Genomic DNA, 21564 nt, shown 5'->3' with positions numbered 1-21564 from the left:
CGCGATCCAGAGGCGAACCACGGCGGCTTTTTTACGCAAATGCGCGAAAAGCCTAGCATTGTAGCAAGGCTTTTTCTTTTCTGCAAGCAATCAAAGACTTAGCGGCATCCGGTGATCTGGATGCCGCTTGAAACCTTTACTGCAGCTTGATTTCGACGTCCACGCCAGCCGGCAGATCCAGCTTCATCAGCGCGTCGACGGTCTTGTCCGTCGGATCGATGATGTCCATCAGGCGTTGGTGCGTGCGGATTTCGAGCTGATCGCGCGACGTCTTGTTGACGTGCGGCGAACGCAGGATGTCGAAACGCTGGATACGGGTCGGCAGGGGCACCGGACCACGAACGATTGCGCCAGTCCGCTTTGCCGTGTCGACGATTTCAGCTGCCGATTGGTCGATCAGACGATAGTCGAAAGCCTTCAGGCGAATGCGGATTTTCTGGTTCTGCATGACGAATTCCTTGGAAAGAGCGAGGCGGTATTGCACCGCCGATTAGTAAAAGAACGTAGGTCTGGGCGCCCGCGGGGCGCGAGTACCCAGACCCGGGCACTGCATACTGCTACGGCAATCTTCGATTTTACTCGATGATCTTGGCAACGACACCGGCACCGACGGTACGGCCACCTTCGCGGATGGCGAAGCGCAGACCTTCCTCCATCGCGATCGGCGCGATCAGCTTGACCGTGATCGACACGTTGTCGCCCGGCATCACCATTTCCTTGTCCTTCGGCAGCTCGATCGAGCCCGTCACGTCCGTCGTACGGAAGTAGAACTGCGGACGGTAGTTGTTGAAGAACGGCGTATGACGGCCGCCTTCGTCCTTGCTCAGCACGTACACCTCAGCCGTGAAGTGCGTGTGCGGCGTGATCGAACCCGGCTTGGCCAGCACCTGGCCACGCTCCACGTCTTCACGCTTCGTGCCGCGCAGCAGGATACCGACGTTGTCGCCTGCCTGACCCTGGTCGAGCAGCTTGCGGAACATTTCCACGCCCGTGCAGGTCGTCTTCACCGTCGGCTTGATACCGACGATCTCGATTTCCTCGCCGACCTTGATGACACCGCGCTCGACGCGACCCGTCACCACCGTGCCGCGACCCGAGATCGAGAACACGTCTTCCACCGGCATCAGGAACGCGCCGTCCACGGCGCGCTCCGGCGTCGGGATGTACGTGTCCAGCGCGTCGGCCAGGTTCATGATCGCCACTTCGCCCAGCTCGCCCTTGTCGCCTTCCAGCGCCAGCTTCGCCGAACCCTTGATGATCGGCGTGTCGTCGCCCGGGAAGTCGTACTTCGACAGCAGTTCGCGCACTTCCATTTCGACCAGCTCGAGCAGCTCGGCGTCGTCGACCATGTCGCACTTGTTCAGGAACACGATGATGTACGGCACACCGACCTGACGCGCCAGCAGGATGTGCTCACGCGTTTGCGGCATCGGGCCGTCAGCGGCCGAGCACACCAGGATCGCGCCGTCCATCTGCGCGGCGCCCGTGATCATGTTCTTCACGTAGTCGGCGTGGCCCGGGCAGTCGACGTGTGCGTAGTGGCGGTTAGCCGTTTCGTACTCGACGTGTGCCGTGTTGATCGTGATGCCGCGCGCTTTTTCTTCCGGCGCAGCGTCGATCTGGTCGTAGGCCTTTGCTTCGCCGCCGAACTTGGCGGTCAGCACCGTCGTGATCGCTGCCGTCAGCGTGGTCTTGCCGTGGTCAACGTGACCGATCGTGCCGACGTTCACGTGCGGCTTGGTCCGTTCGAATTTACCTTTAGCCATGTTTCTCTTCTTTCAAAAAGTTGTTCGATGAATGACTGTGCGAGGTCTTACTTCGACTTCGCGTTGATGATCGCTTCCGACACGTTACGCGGAGCTTCTGCGTAGTGCTTGAATTCCATCGTGTACGTTGCGCGGCCTTGCGTCAGCGAGCGCAGCGACGTCGAGTAGCCAAACATCTCCGACAGCGGCACTTCGGCGCGGACGATCTTGCCACCGCCCACCATGTCTTCCATGCCCTGGACGATACCGCGACGGCCCGACAGGTCGCCCATCACGTTGCCCATGTAGTCTTCAGGCGTTTCGACTTCCACGGCCATCATCGGCTCGAGGATAACCGGGCTCGCCTTGCGCATTGCTTCCTTGAACGCCATCGAACCGGCCATGCGGAACGCATTTTCGTTCGAGTCAACGTCGTGGTACGAACCGAACGTCAGGTGAACCTTCACGTCGACGACCGGGAAGCCAGCGAGCACGCCGCTCTTCAGCGTTTCCAGGATACCCTTGTCGACCGCCGGGATGTATTCACGCGGAATCACACCACCCTTGATCTCATCCAGGAACTCGTAGCCCTTGCCCTGCTCGTTCGGCTCGAGCGTGATGACGGCGTGACCGTACTGGCCGCGGCCGCCCGACTGCTTGACGAACTTGCCTTCCACGTCCGTCGCCGTCGCGCGAATCGTTTCGCGGTATGCAACCTGCGGCTTGCCGACGGTCGCTTCGACGTTGAACTCACGCTTCATACGGTCGACCAGAATTTCGAGGTGCAGTTCGCCCATACCCGAAATGATGGTCTGGCCCGATTCTTCATCCGTTTGCACGCGGAACGACGGGTCTTCCTGAGCCAGACGGTTCAGCGCCAGGCCCATCTTTTCCTGGTCCGCCTTCGTCTTCGGCTCGACTGCCTGCGAAATCACCGGCTCCGGGAAAATCATGCGCTCGAGAACGATCGGGTGCGCCGGGTCGCACAGCGTGTCGCCCGTGGTCGCTTCCTTCAGGCCGACGGCAGCAGCGATGTCACCTGCGCGCACTTCCTTGATTTCTTCGCGCTGGTTTGCGTGCATCTGCAGAATACGGCCAAGACGCTCCTTCTTGTCCTTGGTCGAGTTCAGCACGGTGTCGCCCGAATTCACGATACCCGAGTACACGCGGAAGAAGATCAGCTGGCCGACGAACGGGTCGGTCATGATCTTGAACGCCAGTGCCGAGAACTTCTCGTCGTCCGACGCCTTGCGCTCAGCAGCCTCACCGCTTTCGAGTTCGCCCTTGACAGGGGGAATGTCGACCGGCGACGGCAGGAAGTCGATCACGGCGTCGAGCATGCGCTGCACGCCCTTGTTTTTGAACGCGGTGCCGCACAGCATCGGCTGGATTTCGCAAGCGATCGTACGGTCGCGCAGAGCCTTGACGATTTCAGCTTCGGTCAGCGTGTCGCCGCCGAGGTACTTTTCCATCAGCTCTTCGCTGGCTTCAGCCGCCGATTCGATCATCTTTTCGCGCCACTCGTTGCACGTGTCAACGAGTTCAGCCGGGATGTCGACGTAGTCGAACTTCGTGCCTTGCGACGCTTCGTCCCAAATGATCGCCTTCATCTTCAGCAGATCGACGACGCCCTTGAAGTTCTCTTCCGAGCCGATCGGCACCACGACGGGGACCGGGTTGGCCTTCAGACGGGTCTTCAGCTGGTCGTAGACCTTGAAGAAGTTCGCGCCGGTACGGTCCATCTTGTTGACGAACGCGAGACGGGGAACCTTGTACTTGTTAGCCTGGCGCCACACCGTTTCCGACTGCGGCTGCACGCCGCCCACTGCGCAGTACACCATGCATGCGCCGTCGAGCACGCGCATCGAGCGCTCGACTTCGATCGTGAAGTCGACGTGACCCGGGGTGTCGATGATGTTGATGCGGTGTTCCGGGTAGTTGTTACCCATGCCCTTCCAGAACGCCGTGGTAGCAGCGGACGTGATCGTGATACCACGTTCCTGTTCCTGCTCCATCCAGTCCATGGTAGCGGCGCCGTCGTGCACTTCACCGATCTTGTGGTTCACGCCGGTATAGAACAGGATGCGCTCGGTCGTCGTCGTCTTGCCGGCGTCGATGTGAGCGCTAATACCGATGTTGCGGTAGCGCTCGATAGGAGTCTTGCGAGCCACTTTGATCCTCTATTGGGATGACGCGATGGAACAGAGAGTCCATCGCGCCCTAACACAAACGGGCGAGGCGCCTGTAAGCGCACCCGCCCGGAATTTCTTTCCGCTTTACTGCTAACCCGGGGACGGGACGCTTAGAAACGGAAATGCGAGAACGCCTTGTTGGCTTCTGCCATCCGGTGAACTTCGTCGCGCTTCTTCATTGCGCCACCACGGCCTTCAGCCGCTTCGGAGAGTTCACCTGCCAGGCGCAGGGCCATCGACTTTTCGCTGCGCTTCTTCGCGGCTTCACGCAACCAACGCATCGCCAATGCCATACGACGCGACGGACGCACTTCGACCGGAACCTGATAGTTCGCACCACCAACGCGGCGGCTCTTCACTTCGACCACCGGCTTGACGTTGTTGAGCGCTACCGTGAACACTTCCAGCGGGTCCTTGCCACCCTTGGTCTGGATCTGTTCGAAAGCGCCGTACACGATGCGCTCGGCAACCGACTTCTTGCCGGAGAGCATCAGCACGTTCATGAATTTTGCTACATCAACGTTACCGAACTTCGGATCCGGCAACACTTCCCGCTTGGGGACTTCGCGACGACGCGGCATGTTTCTTCCTTTGACTTTTCAGTTGGAGCAGTGCCTCTGCACCACCCCGCGGCCACCAACTAACCCGATTCATCCATTACGACTTACCAGCCTGGTCGGGTGACCACTTACTCGACAGCACCGGCTATCCGGCACCACCGCTATAACCGCCTTTGCAGGCGACCTGTTACTGCTGCATTGACCGGCTGATTACTTGCCGGCCTTGGCGCGCTTCGCACCGTACTTCGAGCGAGCCTGCTTACGATCCTTGACGCCCTGGGTATCCAGCGAGCCGCGAACCATGTGGTAACGCACACCCGGCAAGTCCTTCACACGGCCGCCGCGAATCAGCACGACCGAGTGTTCCTGCAGGTTGTGGCCTTCACCACCGATGTACGAAATCACTTCGAAGCCGTTCGTCAAACGAACCTTGGCGACCTTACGGAGTGCCGAGTTCGGCTTCTTCGGCGTCGTGGTGTACACACGGGTGCACACGCCACGACGCTGGGGGCAGTCCTGCAAGGCCGGGCTCTTGCTCTTCGTCGTTTCCGACGTGCGGCCTTTGCGAACCAGTTGATTGATGGTTGGCATTGTTTATTCCTGAAATTGAACAAAATCGACGCATCCTTTTCTGGGCAAAGCAAAAACGAATGCGCTTCTGACTTCCTGCCCTGGCGGGCTCGCGGGGCTTACGCCGCGCGCAATCCTGCCAAGAACCGGAACCTAGCATCATATTCCGAAAATCCCAAACGAGTCAACAGGTTGCGTCGATCCGAGCGGGTTTGTCGATGATTCCAGCTCAGTCCGCGGCGACGACTTCAAGCAATTCGTCGCCGAACCGGTCGAGTTTGCGCGCGCCCATTCCCGGAATGTGGCGCAAATCGTCCAGCGACTCGGGGTGATTGCGCGCGATTTCTGCCAGCGTGGCATCGTGGAAAATGACGTAGGCGGGCACGCCGTCGCTCTTCGCCGTCTCGGTGCGCCACGCGCGCAACCTGTCCCAGCGCGCGCGCTCGCGTGCATTCATGCCGGCCGTCGGATCTGCGCGCTCGCTCGTGCGTCCGGACGATTGACGCGTACGCACCGGCTTCACATACCGGCGCATCGTCACCTGCTGCTCGCCCTTCAATACGGGCTTGCTCGCTTCCGTCAACACGAGCGCGCCAAAGCCCTCGTGATCGACGGTGAGAAATCCGAATGCGACCAACTGGCGAAAAACCGCTCGCCATTCATGCTCGGACAAAGCCGCACCGATTCCGAATGTACTGAGCCGATCGTGACCGCGCTGCAGAATCTTCTCGTTGCGATTGCCACGCAGAATGTCGATCAGATGCCCGGCGCCGAAATTGAACCCGCTGGCGCGCTGTGCACGAAAAACGCACGACAGCGCCATCTGCGATTCGCGCGTCGCGTCCCACGACGCCGGCGGCTCGAGACAGGTATCGCAGTTGCCGCAAGGCTTGCCCGCCTCGCCGAAGTAGGCAAGCAGACGCACGCGGCGGCACGCCGCCGTTTCGCACAGTCCGAGCAGCGCGTCGAGCTTGCCTGTCTGCACCCGCTTATGCGCGTCGTCGGCGTCCGATTCGTCGATCATCTTGCGCTGCTGCACGACGTCGCCGAGCCCGTAAGCCATCCACGCGTTGGCCGGCAGACCGTCGCGTCCGGCGCGTCCCGTTTCCTGGTAGTAGCCTTCGACGCTCTTCGGCAGATCCAGGTGCGCAACGAAGCGCACGTCCGGCTTGTCGATGCCCATGCCGAACGCAATCGTCGCGCACATCACGATGCCTTCCTCGCGCTGGAAGATTTCCTGATGCTGCTGACGCACTTCGAACTCCATGCCCGCGTGATAAGGCAGCGCGCGGATGCCCTGCCCTTTTAGCCACTCGGCGGTTTCTTCGACCTTGCGACGCGACAGGCAATACACGACGCCCGCATCGCTGGTGCCGTCAGCGCGCATGTGTTCCGCGCGGATGAAGTCGAGCAGTTGCGCGCGCGCGTTATCTTTCTCGACGATCCGGTAGCGGATATTCGGCCGGTCGAAGCTCGACACGAAAACGCGCGCATCGTCGAGCGCGAGGCGATGAATGATTTCATCGCGCGTGATCGCGTCAGCGGTCGCGGTGAGCGCGATGCGCGGCACAGACGGAAACCGCTCGTGCAGCACCGAGAGCTGAATGTACTCGGGTCGGAAATCGTGCCCCCATTGCGACACGCAATGCGCTTCGTCGATGGCGAACAGGCCGATGCGCGCGCGCTCGAGCAGATCGAGAAAACGCGGCGTCATCAGGCGTTCCGGCGCGACGTAGAGCAGATCGATTTCGCCTTCGCGCAGCGCGCGCTCGGTCGCGGCGGCATCGGCGCCCGACAGCGTCGAGTTCAGATACGCCGCTCGCACGCCGACTTCCGTCAACGCCGCCACCTGATCCTGCATCAGCGCGATCAACGGCGACACGACGATGCCCGCGCCCAAACCGGCTTCGCGCCGCACCAGCGACGGAATCTGATAGCACAGCGATTTGCCGCCGCCCGTCGGCATCAGCACCAGGCAGTCGCCGCCCGCGGCGACATGCTCGACGATTTCGCTCTGCTGCCCTCGAAACGCGGGATAACCGAAGACTTCGTTGAGGATCTGGAGCGGACGGGACATGGAGAAAAGAGAGAAGAGCGCGGAGACGGTGACACGAATTTTACCAACGCAATCGCGTTTCGCCTGGGCTTTGTCGACGCATTCGCTATCCGGCCGACGCCAAACGACATAGGAGAAACGCACGATCGGCGGACGAAAAAAAACCGCCCGGTCGAAACCGGGCGGTTTGCCAACTTCGCCGGACATGGCGGCTTGCGCCGCCGGCCAGCTTACTCGTTGGTGTGCGGCGTTTGCTCGGCGGCCGGGTTTTCCGGCGTACCGAACTCGAAGGCCTCTTCGGCAGCGATCTGGTCGAAACGCTCGCGATCCGCCAGTTCCTTGGTCTTGCGCGCCTTGTGGAACGCGAGACCCGTACCGGCCGGAATCAGACGGCCGACGATCACGTTTTCCTTCAGGCCACGCAGATCGTCGCGCTTGCCCATGATGGCCGCTTCCGTCAGTACGCGGGTCGTTTCCTGGAACGATGCTGCGGAGATGAACGAGTCGGTCGACAGCGACGCCTTCGTGATACCCAGCAGGATGTTCTCGTACGTTGCCGGACGCTTGTCTTCCGCGATCATGCGATCGTTTTCGTCCAGCATGTCCGAACGCTCGACCTGCTCGCCCGGGATGAAGCGCGTATCGCCGTTGTCGCTGATCTGCACACGACGCAGCATCTGACGCACGATCACTTCAATGTGCTTGTCGTTGATCTTCACGCCCTGCAGACGGTACACGTCCTGCACTTCGTCCACGATGTAGCGCGACAGCGCTTCGATACCCTGCAGACGCAGGATGTCGTGCGGATCGGCCGGCCCGTCGACGATCATTTCGCCCTTGTTGACGACCTGACCATCGTGCACCAGAACCTGCTTTTCCTTCGCGATCAGGAACTCGTGCTGGTTGCCTTCGAGGTCCGTGATAACGAGACGCTGCTTGCCCTTCGTGTCCTTACCGAACGACGTCGTACCCGTGACTTCCGCCAGGATACCTGCGTCCTTCGGCGAACGTGCTTCGAACAGTTCCGCCACACGCGGCAGACCACCCGTAATGTCACGCGTCTTCTGCGATTCCGTCGGGATACGTGCAAGCACTTCACCCACCTGAACCTGCTGACCGTCCTTCACGGTGATCAGTGCGCCGACCTGGAAGCCGATCTGAACCGAGTGCTCCGAGTTCGGGATCTTCACTTCCTCGCCGTTCGAGTCGAGCAGCTTCACCTGCGGACGCACGCTCTTCGACGCCTGCGAACCACGGCGCTTCACGTCGATCACGACGAGAGTCGAAAGACCCGTCACGTCGTCGATCTGCTTCGCGACCGTCACGCCTTCCTCGACGTTTTCGAACTTCACCGTACCACCGTACTCGGTGATGATCGGACGCGTCATCGGATCCCACGTGGCCAGCTGCGTGCCTGCCTTGATCTGCGCGCCGTCGAGTTGCAGCAGCGTCGCGCCGTACGGCACCTTGTGACGCTCGCGCTCGCGGCCGTGATCGTCGGTGATCATCGCTTCGCCCGAACGCGAGATGACGATCTGCTCGCCCTTCGCATTCGTGACGTAACGCATCGTCGACGTGAAACGCACCGTACCGTTCGACTTCGCCTCGATCGACGACGCCACTGCCGCACGCGATGCCGCGCCACCGATGTGGAACGTACGCATCGTCAGCTGCGTGCCCGGCTCGCCGATCGACTGCGCAGCGATCACGCCGACTGCTTCGCCGACGTTCACGAGCGAACCGCGGCCCAGGTCGCGGCCATAGCACGACGCGCACAGACCGTAACGCGTTTCGCAGGTGAGCGGCGTGCGCACGCGCACTTCGTCGATGCCCAGACGCTCGATGTCTTCGACAGCCGTTTCGTCGAGCAGCGTGCCCGATTCGTACAGCGTCTCTTGCGTTTCCGGATTGACGACGTCAGCCACTGCAACGCGGCCGAGAATACGGTCGCGCAGCGCTTCGACGACTTCACCGCCTTCGACCAGCGCCTTCATCGCGACGCCGTTCGACGTACCGCAATCGTCTTCGACCACGACGAGGTCTTGCGTCACGTCCACCAGACGACGCGTCAGATAACCCGAGTTTGCCGTCTTCAGTGCCGTATCAGCCAGACCCTTACGTGCGCCGTGGGTCGAGATGAAGTACTGCAACACGTTCAGACCTTCGCGGAAGTTCGCCGTAATCGGCGTCTCGATGATCGAGCCGTCTGGCTTCGCCATCAGGCCGCGCATACCGGCCAGCTGACGAATCTGCACTGCCGAACCACGCGCACCCGAGTCAGCCATCATGTAGATGGAGTTGAACGACTCCTGACGCGTTTCGTTGCCGTCGCGGTCCACGACGGGCTCCGTCGACAGCTGCTCCATCATCGCCTTGCCGACCGCTTCCGACGTCGCCGACCAGATGTCGACCACGTTGTTGTAGCGTTCCTGCGCGGTGACGAGACCCGACATGTACTGACGGTCGTATTCCTTCACCTTCTTCGCTGCGTCGCCAACGATCTGTTCCTTCTGCGGCGGCACGAGCATGTCGTCGACGCAGATCGAAATGCCGGCGCGCGTTGCGAGGCGGAAACCCGACTGCATCAGCTGGTCGGCGAAGATCACCGTTTCGCGCAGACCGCAGCGGCGGAACGCCGTGTTGATCAGACGCGAGATTTCCTTCTTCTTCAGCGGCTTGTTCAGCACCGAGAACGGCAGGCCCGGCGGCAGGATTTCCGACAGGATTGCGCGGCCGACGGTCGTCGCGTACAGCGAGATCTTCGGCACGAATGCCGGCGCGCCTTCCGACTTGTCTTCGTTGTGGACCATTTCGGTGATCCGCACGTTGACGCGCGAGGCCAGCTCGACTTCCTTGTTTTCATAGGCGCGCAGCACTTCCGACACGCCCGTGAACGACATGCCTTCGCCCTTGCCGTTGATCGCTTCGCGCGTCGCGTAGTACAGGCCGAGCACGATGTCCTGCGACGGCACGATCGACGGATCGCCGTTGGCCGGGAACAGCACGTTGTTCGACGCCAGCATCAGCGTGCGCGCTTCCATCTGCGCTTCGAGCGACAGCGGAACGTGAACAGCCATCTGGTCACCGTCGAAGTCGGCGTTGAACGCCGCGCAAACGAGCGGGTGCAGCTGGATTGCCTTGCCTTCGATCAGCACCGGCTCGAACGCCTGAATGCCGAGACGGTGCAGCGTCGGCGCACGGTTCAGCATGACCGGATGCTCGCGGATCACCTCTTCGAGGATGTCCCACACCACCGGCGTCTGGTTCTCGACTTCCTTCTTCGCCGCCTTGATGGTCGTCGCGACGCCCATCACTTCCAGCTTGTTGAAGATGAACGGCTTGAAGAGCTCGAGCGCCATCAGCTTCGGCAGACCACACTGGTGCAGCTTCAGCGTCGGACCGACCACGATGACCGAACGGCCCGAGTAGTCGACGCGCTTACCCAGCAGGTTCTGACGGAAGCGACCGCCCTTACCCTTGATCATGTCGGCGAGCGACTTCAGCGGACGCTTGTTCGCGCCCGTCATCGCCTTGCCGCGACGGCCGTTGTCGAGCAGCGAATCGACGGCTTCCTGCAGCATCCGCTTTTCGTTGCGGACGATGATTTCAGGCGCCTTCAGTTCGAGCAGACGCTTCAACCGGTTGTTACGGTTGATCACGCGGCGATACAGGTCGTTCAGGTCCGAGGTCGCGAAACGGCCGCCGTCCAGCGGAACCAGCGGACGCAGTTCCGGCGGCAGCACGGGCAGCACTTCGAGAATCATCCACTCGGGCTTGATGCCCGAACGCTGGAAAGCCTCGAGCACCTTCAGACGCTTCGCGTACTTCTTGATCTTCGCTTCCGAACCCGTGTTCTTCAGCTCCGAGCGCAGCGTTTCGACCTGCTCGTCGATGTTGATCGCGCGCAGCAGTTCGCGCACGCCTTCCGCGCCCATTTCAGCGCGGAATTCGTCGCCGTACTCTTCGACCTTGTTGTAGTAATCCTCTTCCGTCATGATCTGACGCGCCTTCAGCGGCGTCATGCCCGGATCGATCACCACATATGCTTCGAAGTACAGCACACGCTCGATGTCGCGCAGCGTCATGTCGAGCACCATGCCCAGACGCGACGGCAGCGACTTCAGGAACCAGATGTGCGCGACGGGCGAGGCCAGTTCGATGTGGCCCATGCGTTCGCGACGCACCTTTGCGAGCGTCACTTCGACGCCGCACTTCTCGCAGATCACGCCACGGTGCTTGAGGCGCTTGTACTTGCCGCAAAGGCATTCGTAGTCCTTGATCGGACCAAAAATCTTCGCGCAGAACAGACCATCCCGCTCCGGCTTGAACGTGCGGTAGTTGATGGTTTCCGGCTTCTTCACTTCGCCGAACGACCACGAACGGATCTTGTCGGGCGAGGCCAGACCGATCTTGATCGCGTCAAAAACTTCTTCCTGTTGGACTTGCTTGAATAGATCGAGCAGAGCTTTCATTGCTTTCTCTCCGTAGTCCGATTAGTTGCGATCGAGGTCGATGTCGATACCGAGCGAGCGGATTTCCTTCACCAGCACGTTGAAGGATTCCGGCATACCCGCGTCGATCACGTGATCGCCCTTGACCAGGTTCTCGTAAACCTTGGTCCGGCCCGTCACGTCGTCCGACTTGACCGTCAACATTTCCTGCAGCACATACGATGCGCCATAGGCCTCAAGCGCCCACACTTCCATCTCACCGAAGCGCTGACCACCGAACTGCGCCTTGCCGCCCAACGGCTGCTGGGTCACGAGCGAGTACGGGCCCGTCGAACGCGCGTGCATCTTGTCGTCGACCAGGTGATGCAGCTTCAGGTAGTGCATGTAGCCGACCGTCACCGTCCGTTCGAAGGCTTCACCCGTGCGGCCGTCGTACAGACGCACCTGGTTTTTCGACTTCGTCATGCCGAGGTTCTGCGCGATGTCATCCGGGAAGGCGAGATCCAGCATGTTGGACATTTCGTCTTCCGTTGCACCGTCGAACACCGGCGTCGCGAACGGCACGCCTTCGCGCAGGTTCCTCGCCAGTTCGAGGATCTCGTCGTCGGAGAAGCTTTCCAGCTCTTCCGCGCGGCCCGACTCGTTGTAGATCTTGGTCAGGAACGTGCGCACTTCTTCGATCTTCGACTGACGCTGCAGCATTTCGCCGATACGCCAGCCCAGACCCTTCGCGGCCCAACCCAGATGCACTTCGAGAACCTGACCCACGTTCATCCGTGACGGAACGCCGAGCGGGTTCAGCACGACGTCTGCGGGACGGCCATCGGCCATGTACGGCATGTCTTCGATCGGCACGATCTTCGACACGACACCCTTGTTGCCGTGACGGCCTGCCATCTTGTCGCCAGGCTGCAGACGACGCTTCACGGCGAGGTAGACCTTGACCATCTTCAGCACGCCCGGCGGCAGTTCGTCGCCTTGCGTGAGCTTCTTGCGCTTCTCTTCGAACGCGAGGTCGAACTGGTGACGCTTCTGTTCGATCGAGTCCTTGATCGCTTCGAGCTGAGCTGCTGCTTCTTCGTCCGCGAGGCGGATGTCGAACCAGTGGTAGTGGTCGAGATCTTCCAGGTAGGCCTGTTCGATCTTCGTGCCCTTCGCGAGCTTCTTCGGACCGCCGTTCGCGACCTTGCCGACGAGCATACGTGCGAGACGCTGGAACGCGTCGCCTTCCACGATGCGGAGCTGGTCGTTCAGGTCGAGGCGATAGCGCTTCAGTTCATCGTCGATGATCTGTTGCGCGCGCTTGTCGCGCTGGATGCCTTCACGCGTGAACACCTGCACGTCGATCACGGTGCCACTCATGCCCGACGGCACGCGCAGCGACGTATCCTTCACGTCCGATGCCTTCTCGCCGAAGATCGCGCGCAGCAGCTTTTCTTCCGGCGTCAGCTGGGTTTCGCCCTTCGGCGTGACCTTGCCGACCAGCACGTCGCCGGCTTCGACTTCAGCGCCGATGTACACGATGCCCGACTCGTCGAGACGGCCAAGCTGCACTTCAGCGAGGTTCGAAATGTCGCGCGTGATTTCTTCCGGTCCGAGCTTCGTGTCGCGAGCCACGACGTTCAGTTCTTCGATGTGGATCGACGTGTAGCGATCGTCCGCAACGACCTTCTCCGAGATCAGGATCGAGTCTTCGAAGTTGTAACCGTTCCACGGCATGAACGCGACCAGCATGTTCTGGCCGAGCGCCAGTTCGCCGAGATCCGTCGAAGCGCCGTCAGCCAGCACGTCGCCGCGCGCAACCTTGTCGCCGACCTTCACGATCGGACGCTGGTTGATGTTCGTGTTCTGGTTCGAACGCGTGTACTTGATCAGGTTATAGATGTCGACACCGACGTCACCCGCAACCGCTTCGTCGTCGTTCACACGAATCACGATACGGCCTGCGTCGACGTAATCGACCACACCGCCGCGCAGGGCCTGCACGGTCGTGCCCGAGTCGACAGCCACCGTGCGCTCGATGCCCGTACCGACGACCGGCTTCTCCGGACGCAGACACGGCACAGCCTGACGCTGCATGTTCGAGCCCATCAGTGCACGGTTCGCGTCGTCGTGCTCGAGGAACGGAATCAGCGATGCAGCCACCGACACGATCTGCGACGGCGCCACGTCCATGTACTGGATGCGGTCCGGCGTGACCATCAGCGTTTCGCCCGCTTCACGCGACGACACGAGTTCGTCGGTCAGCGACCCATCTTCCGCCACAGCCGCGTTCGCCTGAGCAATCACGTAACGGCCTTCTTCGATCGCCGACAGGTAGTCGATCTGATCCGTCACCTTGCTGTCCGTGACCTTGCGATACGGCGTTTCGAGGAAGCCGTATTCGTTCAGGTGCGCATACAGAGCCAGCGAGTTGATCAGGCCGATGTTCGGACCTTCCGGCGTTTCGATCGGGCACACGCGGCCGTAGTGGGTCGGGTGCACGTCGCGGACTTCGAAGCCAGCGCGCTCGCGCGTCAGACCGCCCGGTCCAAGTGCCGACACGCGGCGCTTGTGGGTGATCTCCGACAGCGGGTTGGTCTGGTCCATGAACTGCGACAGCTGCGACGAACCGAAGAACTCGCGAATCGCCGACGAAATCGGCTTCGAGTTGATCAGGTCGTGCGGCATCAGGTTTTCGCTTTCGGCCTGGCCGAGGCGTTCCTTCACTGCACGTTCGACACGCACGAGACCCGCGCGGAACTGGTTCTCCGCCAGTTCGCCGACGCAACGCACGCGACGGTTGCCGAGGTGGTCGATGTCGTCCACTTCGCCCTTGCCGTTGCGCAGCTCGACGAGGATCTTGATGGTCGCGAGAATGTCGTCGTCCTGCAGCGTCATCGGACCCGTGATTTCGTCACGGCCGACGCGGCGATTGAACTTCATACGACCCACCTTCGACAGGTCGTACGCTTCCTCGCTGTAGAACAGACGGTTGAACAGCGCCTCGACGGCTTCTTCCGTCGGCGGCTCGCCCGGACGCATCATGCGATAGATCGCGATACGTGCGGCCATCTTGTCGGCCGTTTCGTCGATACGCAGCGTCGACGAGATGTACGGACCCTGGTCCAGATCGTTCGTATAGAGCGTCTGGATGTCCTTGATCTTCGCTTCGCGCAGCTTGTCGAGCACGCCTTCCGTGATCTCGTCGTTCGCGTTCGCGATCACTTCGCCCGTGTCGCCGTCGACAACGTTCTTCGCCAGCACGCGGCCGAGCAGATAGTCTTCGGGAACCGAAATGAACTTGGTCTTCGCGTTATCGAGATCGCGAATGTGCTTCGCGTTGATACGCTTGTCCTTCTGGACGATGACGTTGCCGTCGCGATCCGTGATGTCGAAGCGCGCAACTTCGCCACGCAGACGCTCGGGCACGAACTCCATCTGCGCGCCTTCCGGCATCAGCGTGAAGTTGTCGAACACGAAGAAGTTCGCGAGGATCTGTTCCGGCGTCAGGCCGATTGCCTTCAGCAGGATCGTGACGGGCATCTTGCGGCGACGGTCGACGCGGAAGTACAGCACGTCCTTCGGATCGAATTCGAAGTCGAGCCACGAGCCGCGGTAAGGGATGATACGTGCCGAGAACAGCAGCTTGCCGGAGCTGTGCGTCTTGCCCTTGTCGTGTTCGAAGAACACGCCAGGCGAACGGTGCAGCTGCGACACGATCACACGTTCCGTGCCGTTGATGACGAAGGAGCCGGTCGGCGTCATGAGCGGAATTTCGCCCATGTACACTTCCTGCTCTTTCACTTCCTTGACGACGGGCTTGCTCGGCGATTCCTTGTCGAGCAGAACCAGACGCACCTTGGCACGCAGCGCCGAGCAGTAAGTCAGACCGCGCTGCTGGCATTCCTTGATGTTGAATGCCGGCGACGACAGCATGTAGCTGACGAACTCTAGACGAGCGAAGCCGTTGTGCGAAACAATGGGGAAAACCGAGGTGAACGCAGCTTGCAGACCTTCCGGTTTGCGCTGCACCGTTGGCACTTCTGCTTGCAGAAACGTGCTGAATGATTCAAGCTGGGTAGCCAGCAGGAAAGGTACTTGGTGAACGATGGGGCGCTTCGCGAAACTCTTGCGAATGCGCTTCTTCTCGGTGAAGGAATATTGCATACGATCTCCGAATCACGGCGGGCATTGTTGTCGAGGCGGGATACCTTGATGTGACAACCCGAGTGTTCACCGACTGAGACCCGTTGGCCGTCCGATGGCTTGAACGAGCCTAGAAGCTTGGTGGTTGGCCGCTACCAACCGCTGGCTGACGGCAGCGGATGCCTGTGTTGCCCGCTACCCGACCAAACTTGCCTTCTGCAGTCGCTTCAGAAGACAAAGAGAAGCGCCAGTCGAACTTGCCGAACGACGATTCTCTTTGGCTTCTGGGTGGACATTTTTGCCGATGCAAGCACGCAAAAACGTCGTTCCCACAAAGCACAAAAAGGCCGGCGGTGGGAAAACCGCCAGCCTTCGCACAGCGTGCTGAAAATTACTTGATTTCAGCCTTCGCGCCTGCGTCTTCCAGCTTCTTCTTGGCTTCGTCAGCTGCAGCCTTGGGCACCGCTTCCTTCACGGGCTTCGGTGCGCCGTCGACCAGGTCCTTCGCTTCCTTCAGGCCCAGGCCCGTCAGTTCGCGAACAGCCTTAATCACTGCAACCTTGTTGCCGCCTGCTTCAGTCAGAACAACCGTGAATTCGGTTTGCTCTTCAGCAGCAGCAGCGCCGCCGCCCGCGCCTGCGGGGCCAGCAACTGCAACAGCAGCAGCCGACACGCCAAACTTCTCTTCGAACGCCTTAACCAGCTCGTTCAGTTCCAGAACCGACATCGCGCCTACGGCTTCGAGGATGTCTTCTTTTGCGATTGCCATTTGAAATACTCCTAAATTGAATTCGGATACAGCCAGCGATCAATTACGCCCGACTGAAGTGCGTCGATGCACCGCTTACGCAGCCTCGCCTTGCTTCTTCTCTGCCAGCGCGGCCATAGCGCGCGCAAAGCCAGAAACAGGCGCTTGCATGACGAACAACAGCTTGGAGAGCAGTTCTTCGCGGCTCGGGATGTTGGCCAGCGCTTGCACGCCTGCCTTGTCCATCACCTTGCCTTCGTACGAACCAGCCTTGATGATCAACTTGTCATTGCTCTTGCCGAAGTCGTTGACGACCTTAGCAGCAGCAATCGCATCTTCCGAGATGCCGTAGATCAGAGGACCGGTCATCTGCTCAGCCAGCGGAGCAAACGGGGTACCTTCGACAGCGCGACGCGCCAGCGTGTTCTTCAACACGCGCAGATACACCTGTTGCTCGCGCGCTTTCGCGCGCAGCTTGGTCAGATCGCCAACCGTGATCCCACGATACTCGGCCAGAACCATGGTCTGAGCTTTCGCGACTTGCGCGGAAACCTCAGCCACTACGGCCTGCTTACCTTCTTTGTTCAGTGGCACGGTTAACCTCCAGATTCGACGCACTGGGCATATGCTTCGTGCGTCGCGTTCAACAACGGCGTCCGACCAGTCAGGAGTATTTCAACCATTCGAGGTCCGCATGGCTGCGGGAATCAAACGGCTTCATCACTTCAAAACTTTTTCGGGTTCGCCATCTGCGTTGGCTTGAATTAAGGAAACGCCCGACTGCTGCGTTTCCACCAACGGTCTTTGACAACCGGCCGCTCGATTCAGACTGCAATCTTGCGACCGCCCAAAGCCCTTAAATCCGCCCCGACCTTTCGAGCGGGACGGTTAAAACTTTACTGTGCTGCCAGCGTAGCCTGGTCGACACGCACGCCCACGCCCATCGTGCTGGACAGTGCGATCTTGCGCAGGTACACGCCCTTGCTCGTAGCCGGCTTCGCCTTTTGCAGCGCTTCGACCAGCGCGCTCAGGTTCGAACGCAGAGCCGTCGGCTCGAACGATGCACGGCCGATCGTTGCATGGATGATACCGGCCTTGTCGACACGGAATTGCACCTGACCTGCCTTTGCGTTCTTCACTGCCGTCGCGACGTCCGGCGTGACCGTACCGACCTTCGGGTTCGGCATCAGGCCGCGCGGGCCGAGGATCTGGCCCAGCGTACCGACGACACGCATCGTGTCCGGCGAAGCGATCACGACGTCGAAGTTCAGGTTACCGGCCTTGACTTGCTCAGCCAGATCTTCCATGCCGACGATATCCGCGCCAGCTGCGCGAGCCTGTTCAGCCTTTTCGCCTTGCGCGAACACGGCAACGCGAACCGACTTACCGGTACCAGCCGGCAGAACGACCGAACCGCGAACCACTTGGTCCGACTTCTTCGCATCGATGCCAAGTTGCACCGCGACGTCGATCGACTCGTCGAACTTCGCGCTTGCGCATTCCTTCACGAGCGACAGGGCTTCATCGATCGCGTACAGCTTCTGACGATCGACCTTGTTTGCAAATGCTTGCAGACGCTTCGAAAGCTTAGCCATTTACACGCCCTCCACGGTGATGCCCATCGAGCGGGCGCTACCAGCGATCGTACGGACCGCTGCGTCCAGATCAGCTGCCGTGAGGTCCGGCATCTTGGTCTTGGCGATTTCTTCAGCTTGAGCGCGCGTGATCTTGCCGACCTTGTCGGTGTGCGGCTTGCTCGAACCCTTATCGATCTTCGCTGCCTTCTTGATCAGAACCGTAGCCGGCGGCGTCTTCAGGACAAACGTGAAGCTCTTGTCTGCGAACGCAGTAATAACGACCGGAATCGGCAGACCCGGTTCCATCGCTTGAGTCTGCGCGTTGAACGCCTTGCAGAACTCCATGATGTTCAGGCCGCGTTGACCCAGTGCCGGGCCAACCGGCGGCGACGGGTTGGCTTTACCTGCAGGAATCTGCAGCTTGATAAAGCCGACAATTTTCTTTGCCATGTTGATAAACCTCTTTAGAACGCGATTGCGTTCGGTGAGTAGTAGCGCGCCTTCGTCCTGTTTCTGACTACCGACGCTCCTCAACGGCCGTTACGCGGACCGTAAGCGCGAAAGACGAATCGCGCCATCTGGCGCGATCCGCAAAAACCCGATTACAGCTTTTCCACCTGGCCGAATTCCAGTTCGACCGGCGTTGCGCGACCGAAAATCGTCACAGACACACGGACGCGCGACTTTTCGTAATTCACTTCCTCGACGCTGCCGTTGAAGTCCGTAAAAGGACCATCCTTCACGCGAACCATCTCGCCGACTTCGAACAGGGTCTTCGGACGCGGCTTTTCCACGCCTTCCTGCATCTGCGACATGATCTTCTCGACTTCCCGCGGGGAAATCGGGCTCGGACGATTGCGCGCACCGCCCACGAAACCCGTCACCTTTGCCGTGTTTTTCACGAGGTGCCATGTTTCGTCCGTCATTTCCATTTCAACGAGCACGTAGCCCGGAAAGAAACGACGCTCTGTCACCGATTTGTGACCACCCTTCACCTCGACGACTTCTTCAGTCGGAACGAGAATCTGGCCAAACTTATCTTGCATGCCAGCACGCTCGATGCGCTCTTGAAGCGCACGTTGCACGCTCTTCTCCATACCGGAGTAGGCGTGCACCACGTACCAGCGTTTTCCGCTCGGGGATGCCGGAATATCACTCATATCATTTCCAACCCAGAATCGCCGAGAAAATCGCCCACTCGATGGATTTGTCACAAATCCAGAGGAACACCGCCATGATCAGCACAAAGCCGAAAACTACCAAGGTCGTTTGGCTGGCTTCTTTACGCGTCGGCCAGACAACCTTCCGGACTTCCTTGTACGAATCTTTGGCGAATGCGATAAAACCCTTGCCGGGCGCTGAGAGAAGACCGACTGCGACGCCTGCGATCAGCCCGACAGCCAGAGCTGTTCCGCGGACGTACCACTCTTGGCCATTCAGCCAGAAGAACCCCACGAACCCGGCCAAGACCAACAATACGCCGGCGACGAGCATCAGTTTGTCGCTGGAAGTATTAACAGTTTCGACGGAAGGATTCGCCATAACACCTTAACGAGCGTCGCTTGCGACGCGAGAGTTGGCAGGGGCAGAGGGAATCGAACCCCCAACCTTCGGTTTTGGAGACCGACGCTCTGCCAGTTGAGCTATACCCCTAAACCATTAGGGTCGGCAACATTGCCAACCCCGAAACAACCGATCAACGAGAACTAGCTGGCTTACTCGATGATCTTGGCAACGACACCGGCACCGACGGTACGGCCACCTTCGCGGATGGCGAAGCGCAGACCTTCCTCCATCGCGATCGGCGCGATCAGCTTGACCGTGATCGACACGTTGTCGCCCGGCATCACCATTTCCTTGTCCTTCGGCAGCTCGATCGAGCCCGTCACGTCCGTCGTACGGAAGTAGAACTGCGGACGGTAGTTGTTGAAGAACGGCGTATGACGGCCGCCTTCGTCCTTGCTCAGCACGTACACCTCAGCCGTGAAGTGCGTGTGCGGCGTGATCGAACCCGGCTTGGCCAGCACCTGGCCACGCTCCACGTCTTCACGCTTCGTGCCGCGCAGCAGGATACCGACGTTGTCGCCTGCCTGACCCTGGTCGAGCAGCTTGCGGAACATTTCCACGCCCGTGCAGGTCGTCTTCACCGTCGGCTTGATACCGACGATCTCGATTTCCTCGCCGACCTTGATGACACCGCGCTCGACGCGACCCGTCACCACCGTGCCGCGACCCGAGATCGAGAACACGTCTTCCACCGGCATCAGGAACGCGCCGTCCACGGCGCGCTCCGGCGTCGGGATGTACGTGTCCAGCGCGTCGGCCAGGTTCATGATCGCCACTTCGCCCAGCTCGCCCTTGTCGCCTTCCAGCGCCAGCTTCGCCGAACCCTTGATGATCGGCGTGTCGTCGCCCGGGAAGTCGTACTTCGACAGCAGTTCGCGCACTTCCATTTCGACCAGCTCGAGCAGCTCGGCGTCGTCGACCATGTCGCACTTGTTCAGGAACACGATGATGTACGGCACACCGACCTGACGCGCCAGCAGGATGTGCTCACGCGTTTGCGGCATCGGGCCGTCAGCGGCCGAGCACACCAGGATCGCGCCGTCCATCTGCGCGGCGCCCGTGATCATGTTCTTCACGTAGTCGGCGTGGCCCGGGCAGTCGACGTGTGCGTAGTGGCGGTTAGCCGTTTCGTACTCGACGTGTGCCGTGTTGATCGTGATGCCGCGCGCTTTTTCTTCCGGCGCAGCGTCGATCTGGTCGTAGGCCTTTGCTTCGCCGCCGAACTTGGCGGTCAGCACCGTCGTGATCGCTGCCGTCAGCGTGGTCTTGCCGTGGTCAACGTGACCGATCGTGCCGACGTTCACGTGCGGCTTGGTCCGCTCAAACTTACCTTTGGCCATTTTCGACTCCTAAGAGGATTTTTCCGTACGTTGCGCCAGGCGCAAACAATCACTTGGTACTGGCTGGTGCCCATGGGCAGGATCGAACTGCCGACCTCTCCCTTACCAAGGGAGTGCTCTACCACTGAGCCACATGGGCGCTACATCTACTTTGCCTGCTGGAGCGGGTGAAGGGAATCGAACCCTCGTCGTAAGCTTGGAAGGCTTCTGCTCTACCATTGAGCTACACCCGCAAGGATCTGTCGATTCCCAACAAACGCTTTACAGCCTTGAAATCTGGTGGAGGAGGTTGGATTCGAACCAACGTAGGCGTAAGCCAACAGATTTACAGTCTGCCCCCTTTAGCCACTCGGGCACCCCTCCGCAGAGAACTGATGATTATGGGGGAGCGATAACGTCTTGTCAAGCACTACTTGACCGCTCGGAACCCATAGGCTCTCACTTATAGCAGAACCGTAAACGCCCAAGCCCCGCCTTTTGAGGGGCGGGGCTGTGGTCTGGGTGAGGAGCCTGACGATTACCTACTTTCACACGGGCAATCCGCACTATCATCGGCGTGGAGTCGTTTCACGGTCCTGTTCGGGATGGGAAGGGGTGGGACCGACTCGCTATGGTCATCAGGCATGACGGG

General features: G+C 60.3%; 15 protein-coding genes, 4 tRNA genes and 1 rRNA gene. All 20 read right to left on the bottom strand.

Features of this window, described 5'->3' with window-relative positions; genetic code table 11:
• Positions 1–136: 136 nt before the first annotated feature.
• Complete coding sequence (gene rpsJ / locus VSR68_RS30905; RefSeq protein WP_087736409.1) at positions 137–448, bottom strand: 30S ribosomal protein S10; 312 nt, start codon at positions 446–448, stop codon at positions 137–139.
• Positions 449–575: 127 nt separating this feature from the next.
• On the bottom strand, positions 576–1766 hold the full coding sequence (gene tuf / locus VSR68_RS30900) for an elongation factor Tu (RefSeq protein WP_012402197.1): 1191 nt from the start codon (positions 1764–1766) through the stop codon (positions 576–578).
• 47 nt (positions 1767–1813) lie between these two features.
• Positions 1814–3916, bottom strand: a complete 2103-nt coding sequence (fusA, locus tag VSR68_RS30895) for an elongation factor G (protein ID WP_342943460.1) — start codon at positions 3914–3916, stop codon at positions 1814–1816.
• 131 nt (positions 3917–4047) lie between these two features.
• Positions 4048–4518: a 30S ribosomal protein S7 gene (gene rpsG / locus VSR68_RS30890; RefSeq protein ID WP_006053291.1), complete on the bottom strand. Its 471-nt coding sequence runs from the start codon at positions 4516–4518 to the stop codon at positions 4048–4050.
• A 189-nt stretch (positions 4519–4707) separates the two neighbouring features.
• Positions 4708–5088 carry a 30S ribosomal protein S12 gene (gene rpsL / locus VSR68_RS30885; RefSeq protein ID WP_006053290.1) on the bottom strand — a complete coding sequence of 127 codons (381 nt, stop codon included), beginning with the start codon at positions 5086–5088 and terminating at the stop codon, positions 4708–4710.
• Positions 5089–5296: 208 nt separating this feature from the next.
• Positions 5297–7144, bottom strand: coding sequence for a DNA helicase RecQ (gene recQ / locus VSR68_RS30880; RefSeq protein ID WP_342943459.1), 1848 nt, complete (start codon positions 7142–7144; stop codon positions 5297–5299).
• A gap of 209 nt (positions 7145–7353) precedes the next feature.
• Positions 7354–11595, bottom strand: a complete 4242-nt coding sequence (gene rpoC, locus VSR68_RS30875; protein WP_342943458.1) for a DNA-directed RNA polymerase subunit beta' — start codon at positions 11593–11595, stop codon at positions 7354–7356.
• Between the two features lie 21 nt (positions 11596–11616).
• Complete coding sequence (rpoB, locus tag VSR68_RS30870) at positions 11617–15723, bottom strand: DNA-directed RNA polymerase subunit beta (RefSeq protein ID WP_342943457.1); 4107 nt, start codon at positions 15721–15723, stop codon at positions 11617–11619.
• 370 nt (positions 15724–16093) lie between these two features.
• Positions 16094–16471, bottom strand: coding sequence for a 50S ribosomal protein L7/L12 (rplL, locus tag VSR68_RS30865; protein WP_090873968.1), 378 nt, complete (start codon positions 16469–16471; stop codon positions 16094–16096).
• A gap of 75 nt (positions 16472–16546) precedes the next feature.
• The gene (gene rplJ, locus VSR68_RS30860; protein WP_090873967.1) at positions 16547–17044 is read right to left on the bottom strand and encodes a 50S ribosomal protein L10; all 498 of its coding nucleotides are present in this window, start codon (positions 17042–17044) and stop codon (positions 16547–16549) included.
• 302 nt (positions 17045–17346) lie between these two features.
• Complete coding sequence (gene rplA / locus VSR68_RS30855; RefSeq protein WP_090873966.1) at positions 17347–18045, bottom strand: 50S ribosomal protein L1; 699 nt, start codon at positions 18043–18045, stop codon at positions 17347–17349.
• Complete coding sequence (gene rplK / locus VSR68_RS30850) at positions 18046–18477, bottom strand: 50S ribosomal protein L11 (protein WP_090873965.1); 432 nt, start codon at positions 18475–18477, stop codon at positions 18046–18048. It abuts the gene before it with no gap.
• A gap of 152 nt (positions 18478–18629) precedes the next feature.
• The gene (nusG, locus tag VSR68_RS30845; protein ID WP_007578364.1) at positions 18630–19187 is read right to left on the bottom strand and encodes a transcription termination/antitermination protein NusG; all 558 of its coding nucleotides are present in this window, start codon (positions 19185–19187) and stop codon (positions 18630–18632) included.
• Between the two features lies 1 nt (position 19188).
• Positions 19189–19569 carry a preprotein translocase subunit SecE gene (gene secE / locus VSR68_RS30840; protein WP_342943456.1) on the bottom strand — a complete coding sequence of 127 codons (381 nt, stop codon included), beginning with the start codon at positions 19567–19569 and terminating at the stop codon, positions 19189–19191.
• A gap of 35 nt (positions 19570–19604) precedes the next feature.
• A tRNA-Trp gene (locus tag VSR68_RS30835) sits at positions 19605–19680 on the bottom strand.
• A 62-nt stretch (positions 19681–19742) separates the two neighbouring features.
• Positions 19743–20933: an elongation factor Tu gene (tuf, locus tag VSR68_RS30830; RefSeq protein ID WP_012402197.1), complete on the bottom strand. Its 1191-nt coding sequence runs from the start codon at positions 20931–20933 to the stop codon at positions 19743–19745.
• Between the two features lie 64 nt (positions 20934–20997).
• Positions 20998–21072: transfer RNA gene (locus VSR68_RS30825), tRNA-Thr, on the bottom strand.
• Between the two features lie 20 nt (positions 21073–21092).
• Positions 21093–21166: transfer RNA gene (locus VSR68_RS30820), tRNA-Gly, on the bottom strand.
• A gap of 44 nt (positions 21167–21210) precedes the next feature.
• Positions 21211–21296 (bottom strand) — tRNA-Tyr (locus tag VSR68_RS30815).
• A 145-nt stretch (positions 21297–21441) separates the two neighbouring features.
• A 5S ribosomal RNA gene (gene rrf / locus VSR68_RS30810) occupies positions 21442–21555 on the bottom strand.
• Positions 21556–21564 lie beyond the last annotated feature (9 nt).

Source organism: Paraburkholderia phymatum, from assembly GCF_038900715.1.
GTDB lineage: Bacteria > Pseudomonadota > Gammaproteobacteria > Burkholderiales > Burkholderiaceae > Paraburkholderia > Paraburkholderia phymatum_A.
Note: the sequence above shows the minus strand (reverse complement) of the source record. Positions and strands in the feature narration are given on the sequence as shown.